The organism is Chamaesiphon polymorphus CCALA 037 (assembly GCF_003003845.1).
GTDB classification, from domain to species: domain Bacteria; phylum Cyanobacteriota; class Cyanobacteriia; order Cyanobacteriales; family Chamaesiphonaceae; genus Chamaesiphon; species Chamaesiphon polymorphus.
In genome coordinates this window covers 1-6561 of record NZ_PVWO01000340.1, presented here as the reverse complement: position 1 = coordinate 6561, position 6561 = coordinate 1, and the positions used below count along the sequence as shown (strand labels likewise).

Genomic DNA, 6561 nt, shown 5'->3' with positions numbered 1-6561 from the left:
CAAAAGTGGTTGACCAGAAATTAGCCAGATGTGGCGATCTCAAGGTCGATGGGTCTAAACAAAGATGAAGCAATCTTTCAGCTCGATAACCGCCCCTGGTAAAATTGAATAGATATGCGGTGTTTTTTATCGGTAGATAAACTGCACCCATCTTGACTCCTGCGGATCGGCCTCATCGCCACAAAGCGATAACGACCGCAATCTGGATCGGCTATTAATTATGATGGAAACTAGTACCCAGTCACTGCGATCGCGCCAACACACCCTAATCGAGCAACTTGCCAATGCGATCGAAACCGTCTGGGCACAATACCTAGATCTGTCCCCTTATTATCTACCCTCAGAATTGGGCTATGTTGAAGGGAAATTGGAAGGGGAAAAACTAGTCATCGAAAACAAGTGCTACCAAACCCCCCAATTTCGGAAGCTACATCTGGAACTGGCTCAGGTAGGCAAGAATTTAGATATTCTCCACTGTGTGATGTTTCCGCATCCTGAATACGCGCTACCGATGTTTGGTACCGATATCGTCGCGGGACGGGGACAAATCAGTGCGGCAATTGCCGATTTATCGCCACTCAACGCGCAACGGGTATTGCCCGATAACTATCGCCTACCCTTACTGTTATTACCCCAGCATAACTTCAGCCAACCGCGCGAGTTACCAGACTGGGCGGATATTTTCTCAGAATTTTGCTTTTTCGTGCGTCCCGCAAACCCTGAAGAAGAACAATGGTTTCTAGATCGCGTCATTGCAATACTGACGATTCACTGTCAACAGGCGGCGATGGCAACTCCTGTCAGCACTACCGAACGCGCCGAAATCCTCACCGCTCAAAATTATTATTGTACTAAGCAACAGCAAAACGACAAAACCCGTCGCGTATTAGAAAAAGCTTTCGGTACGGAATGGGCGGAAAATTATATGACGACGGTGTTGTTTGATAGTTGATAGTTGATAGAGTATGTAGGTTGGGTTGAGGCACGAAACCCAACATTATCAACGTCGATCTTGCTAAGATCGAGGTAGGGGCAATTCATGAATTGCCCCTACCTCGATCTAAAGTTCAGGTTAAAGATTATGCTCAAACTATATGAATATGCGTCTTCGGGGAATTGTTATAAAATTCGGTTGCTGTTGAATCAACTGGAGATAGCGTATCAAAGAATCCCGATCGATATCCTCAAAGGTGAGAGTCGCACGGCGGAATTTTTGACAATGAATCCAGTTGGGAAAACGCCAGCATTAGAAATTCAACCCGGACAGTATTTATTTGAATCGAATGCCATTATTTATTATCTTGCTGATGGTACCGATTTTTTGCCTGCCGATCGATGGGAGCGCGCGCAAGTGATGCAATGGTTATTTTTCGAGCAATATAGTCACGAACCAAATATTGCTACCGTGCGCTTTTGGATTTCAATTGCTAACATAGCCGAGCAAAAACGCGAAGCAATCGTGCAAAAGCAAGAACTGGGTTATGCTGCGTTGCGAGTGATGGAGCAACATTTAGAACGCTCCGATTATTTCGTGGGCAATCGCTACACGATCGCCGATATCGCTCTGTATGCCTATACTCATGTTGCTGAGGAAGGTAATTTTGAATTGAGCAAATTTCCCGCGATTTTAGCTTGGTGCGATCGGATCGCGCACCAACCAAATTATCTGACAATATTGGCTTAGAAGTGACTCGATCGATTAATCTGAATGCGTTACCAACTTTTTGTCGGAGAATAAAAACAAGAAGTTACAAAAATTAAACGTTGTATTTTATACAATAAAAAATGGCATTGTGTGTATTTGCTTCGATCGATATTTTAATTGAGCCTTGAGGGGAGACGGTTTGTCAATATACATATGCTATAAAGAGCGATCGTCACGTAAGTCAAAATCGAACATATTTGTGACAACTTAGCCGATTGTCGTATTGATATTACCGTTTAAGTTTGGGATGGTGAGAAATAGATCCATTCACACACTACAAGCTTGTATGCAACAGCATAATGGAAAGGGGAGAGCATTGCTTTGCAATAGTCCTGATGCAGCTCCAAGCCAGCGGATGATTCAGCGCGAACAGTCCCCAGCCTATTACCACAGCCAACAGCACGGATGGGCAGAGCGTACCAATAATGGCAAGCAAAATCTGGGCGAAAATAGTTGGCAAGAGACGATCGGCAATGCAATTGGCGATTATCGACTCCATTCGCTATCGAGATCGAACAGCAGCGATTCAGCTACAAATCTTCGCTGCGATGCTCGCCCCCCGATCGCGAGCAATTTCCAGCTCATCGATCTCCGATGGCAAGGAGCATTTAAACTAGAACAAGCTGCCTTAGACGAGCGTTACATCTTTTATATCGTCAGTTCGGGATCTTTAGAGCAAAAGATCGATCGCTACCAGACTGATTGTTCCGCAGCTACAGCGACGATTGGCTGTCCGACTCAAACTGTGGAAAGTATTGCCAGTGAGTCGGGACAAGTATTATTGATTTCGATCGATCGAGATGCGATCGAGTCGGCTGTGAGTAAATTACTCGATCGACCATTGAAACACCCAGTCGTCTTCATGCCCAACATCGATTTGACTAATGAGGTGGGCTTGAGTTTGAAGAAATTCAGTCAATTTCTTTGGGAAGTAGCCACAACCACTGCGGCTACCTCCGTTCATTGTTCTTCGTTAGTGCTCCAAAAGTTGGAGGCGACTTTTTTAGCTTGTGCGATCGAGGGCTTGCAGAGCAATTATTCTGATGAGCTATCGTATCAGATCGAGGGTGCATTGGCCTATCACGTCCGCAAAGCACAGACATTCATTGAATCCCATCTCCATGAAGATATCAAGCTAGCGGATATCGCCGACGCGACGGGCGTGTCTGCTCGCCTGCTCCAAAAAGCCTTTGCCCTTCACTGTGACTGTTCGCCGATGCGGTTTATGGCTCAAGCCCGATTGCACCGGATTCGGCGGGAATTGGCAGCAGCCACCACCGATACTAAAGTTGTGGATGTGATGATGAAATATGGATTTACCCAAGGTGGGAAGTTTGCCAAGGAGTACCAGCAGTTGTTTGGCGAAAAACCATCGGATACATTGAAACACAGTAGCCCGTTCGATCGCCAAAATGTGATGTGGCAAGAGATCGACGATCCGCTCTCCGCACGAGTAGCGGGTGGTCGATCTCGATCGATTCAGATGGGTAGGTCGTCCGAATGCTTATTAGTGAATAGCCTGGGTCGCAGGTTATCTGCACGCGCTGTTCCCGATTTTTTTCAAACATTGCTTGCGAAGATCGTTAAATTTTAACATGAATTAGGAATTTAAAATCTATTTTTAAGCATTATTTACAATTTACAATTTAAGACTTATTTTAACTATGCAAAATACGATCCGATCGATCGTAATGCGTTCGCAATCGGCATTTACCCCCTGAGTTGTGGATTGTAATATATAAGAGATCGAAGATATTAGCTCGATCTTTTCTTGAGTCTTGCAATCAATCTTTTGGAGTTTTTATGAATACTAATTTTGGTATCGAACTTTCCGATGATTCCGCTCAAAACGTTTGTGGTGGGCTACGAGGCAGTGTCAACCTCGACGTTTACAAAAAGTCTTATATCGATATCTATGTCGATAAGTACGTTCGCTCTTATGCAGATCCTTATGGCAACTTAGGCGATGCTGAGGCTTATGCAGATGCTTATGGACGTGACTCACTAGCAGAAACTCTGACTCTGACTTACAGCGATCCTTTCCGATCCTCTGCTTATAGCGGTTCTACCTCTGCTTCCAATTTCTAATCTTAGCTAGTAGGCAAAGCACGACGGCAGCTAGTCGGCGTGCTTTATACTCTCCAGCCGCTAGCCGAGCTAGGCATAGATCCAAATTGCTCGATCGAGTAATGAGTAATAAGTAATAAGTAATGAGTAATAAGTTTTTTATGAAACCTATTAGTTCGACGGTGGGATGGGAACGTCCAGACAAATTTGGATTTGTCGAGATTTCCGATGAAATTGCGGCAGCTATTGATGGCGGTGCGTTTGTAAGTATTAAAGTCAAAGGTGGGCGGCGGAAGTTAGCCTATACGCTCTCAAACACCACAACTCCTTGGCAAAGCCTCTCGGCAAGAGAATCGCCTAGCGTCGGATCTACCGAATCGATCTGCCCGCACGCTTACTTCTCCTTGGCGATGGGAGGAGCGACCGCGATCGCCAGCGGGGAAAATGCCATGGCAGAGGTGAGTGTTGTCAGTGGTGGCGATGATACCGATCCGATCGAAATCTTCGCCAGCCGATCGATTGTGCCAACGGTTTGAGATTTTTGAGGCATTGTATTATGAATTGCTTTTTTTATGACAAAATTTAATCCGATTTCCCAATTGGGTCAACCAGACAAATTTGGATTTGTCGAGATCCCCGATTTTACTGCGTCCTCGATCGCTGGGGGAGTTGCACTGGTAGGCGTTGATGCCATCGCCGAGGCTACTGGTGATTCCACCTACGCTTATACAAATGCCATGACGCGATCGATGGCCAACCAGTATGTATCGATTGCCTTCGGATATGGTACTGCAATTGCGATCGGCGACAATGCATCGGCAAATGTCAGTGTTTACGGTCGAGGAGATAAGGTCATCCAACACACGTACACCTACAGTTTCGATCGGGGGATGACGGTATCCAACGGGTTTGTTCTCGCCATCGACTATTATTAACCACTTTTGGCTTGCGCTTGGTTGCCGATCTCTGCCCTATTAGCCAACAACCATATGAGCTACTCCTGTATTCTCCAACATAGTGAAGAAGACTGTGGTGCTGCATGTCTGGCCACCGTTGCCAAACATTACGGGCGCACTTTTACGCTCACGCGGATGCGCGAAGCGGTGGGTACCGGATCTCGCGGTACCACCTTATTAGGTTTGCGGCGGGGGGCAGAAGTAGTGGGTTTTCACGCGCGTCAAGCGCAAGCCACCGCAGAAGCGATCGAGCATCTCAATGACGCACCATTACCCCTAATCGTCCATTGGCACGGCAACCACTGGGTGGTACTCTACCGCCAGCGGGGGCGGAAATATATTATCGCCGATCCGGCAGTCGGAATTCGGCATCTGACCCGCAAAGAACTATTGGCGGGTTGGTCGAATGGATTGATGCTGTTGTTGCAGCCGGATGATGAGCGATTTTACGAGCAACCCAACGATAAAGTGAGTGGTTTGGGGCGATTTCTGCGGCGGGTATGGCCGTATCGGTGGACGCTGATCCAAGCACTGGTAATTAATATCGCGATCGGATTATTGGCTCTAGCCATGCCGATGATGATGCAGTTGCTCACCGATGACGTGTTGGTACGGGGCGATATTCAGTTGCTCACCACAGTCGCGATCGCCGTCATGGTCATGAATCTGTTTCGGAGTACGATCGGGCTGATCCAATCCCAATTAGTCGGCAATTTCGGTCAGCGATTGCAACTGGGGCTAACCCTCGACTATGGCTTCAATCTGCTGCGGTTGCCCTTGTCCTACTTTGATGCCCACCGCAGCGGCGAAGTCATCAGCCGTCTGGGTGATGTCCGCACAGTCAATGCCCTAGTCAGTCAGATCGTCCTCGGTTTGCCCAGTCAATTTTTTATCGCCGTTGTCTCGCTGGGGCTGATGCTCGTCTATAGTTGGCAACTGACAGTAGCTTCGCTAGCGGCTTTTGTCGTAGTCACCATTGTCAACCTGCTGTTTCTCCCGGCCTTGCGGCATAAAACTCGCCGCTTAATTATCGAAGGGACGGAAAATCAGGGCTTTTTGGTCGAAACTTTTCGGAGTGCTTTGGTCTTGAAAACCACCCAAGCCGCGCCGCAAGTCTGGGATGAGTACCAGCGCAACTTTGGACGACTGGCAAACCTCAATTGGGGCACGATGCAACTGGGTTTATATAGCTCTACGCTGACGGGAATTATTGCTAACTTCACGACGATTGGCTTGCTCTGGCTCGGCAGCTACTCAGTCATCGATCGCACCATGAGTATCGGACAGCTCATCGCTTTCAATGGGATGAGTGGCAATTTTCTAGGATTTTTGAGCACTGTCGTCGGCACGATCGATGAATTTATTACCGCCCAGATCGTGATTCAACGCCTATCGGAAGTACTCGATGCAACTCCGGAAGAAGTGCATACCACATCCAAACCATGGGCGACGATCGCGCCCGATGCAAACATTAATTGCTCCCAAGTCAACTTCCACCACGCCGGACGAGTAGATCTGCTCCAAGATTTTACCCTGACTATTCCCGGCGGCAAAGTTACCGCCACGATCGGAGCCTCGGGTTGCGGTAAAAGTACCCTCGCCAAACTCATTGCTGGACTGTATCCCCTCAAATCGGGGAATATTCGCTACGGTGCCTTCAGTCAGCAAGATCTCGCCTTAGAATGTCTGCGTCAACAGGTCGTATTAGTCTCTCAAGATGCCCAATTTTGGAGTCGATCGATTATCGACAATTTTCGTCTCTCCTACCCCACAACCTCGTTTGAACAGATCGTCTGGGCTTGTCAGATCGCTGGAGCGGATGAGTTTATCAGC

At 47.5% G+C, this 6561-nt stretch carries 7 protein-coding genes; all 7 read left to right on the top strand.

Features of this window, described 5'->3' with window-relative positions; all coding sequences use genetic code 11:
• Positions 1-220: 220 nt before the first annotated feature.
• Complete coding sequence (locus C7B77_RS20985; protein WP_106309403.1) at positions 221-952, top strand: phycocyanobilin:ferredoxin oxidoreductase; 732 nt, start codon at positions 221-223, stop codon at positions 950-952.
• Positions 953-1081: 129 nt separating this feature from the next.
• Complete coding sequence (locus tag C7B77_RS20980) at positions 1082-1684, top strand: glutathione S-transferase family protein (RefSeq protein WP_106309400.1); 603 nt, start codon at positions 1082-1084, stop codon at positions 1682-1684.
• Positions 1685-1991: 307 nt separating this feature from the next.
• A complete protein-coding gene (locus tag C7B77_RS20975; RefSeq protein ID WP_181243947.1) occupies positions 1992-3299 on the top strand; it encodes an AraC family transcriptional regulator in 1308 nt (435 codons plus the stop codon).
• A 209-nt stretch (positions 3300-3508) separates the two neighbouring features.
• The gene (locus tag C7B77_RS20970; RefSeq protein ID WP_106309394.1) at positions 3509-3793 is read left to right on the top strand and encodes a hypothetical protein; all 285 of its coding nucleotides are present in this window, start codon (positions 3509-3511) and stop codon (positions 3791-3793) included.
• Positions 3794-3915: 122 nt separating this feature from the next.
• Complete coding sequence (locus C7B77_RS20965) at positions 3916-4308, top strand: hypothetical protein (protein WP_106309391.1); 393 nt, start codon at positions 3916-3918, stop codon at positions 4306-4308.
• 36 nt (positions 4309-4344) lie between these two features.
• Positions 4345-4707 (top strand): hypothetical protein, encoded by a 363-nt coding sequence (locus tag C7B77_RS20960; protein WP_106309388.1) that lies wholly within the window; start codon positions 4345-4347, stop codon positions 4705-4707.
• A gap of 54 nt (positions 4708-4761) precedes the next feature.
• On the top strand, positions 4762-6561 hold a 1800-nt coding region (locus C7B77_RS20955; protein ID WP_106309385.1), incomplete at its 3' end, for a peptidase domain-containing ABC transporter.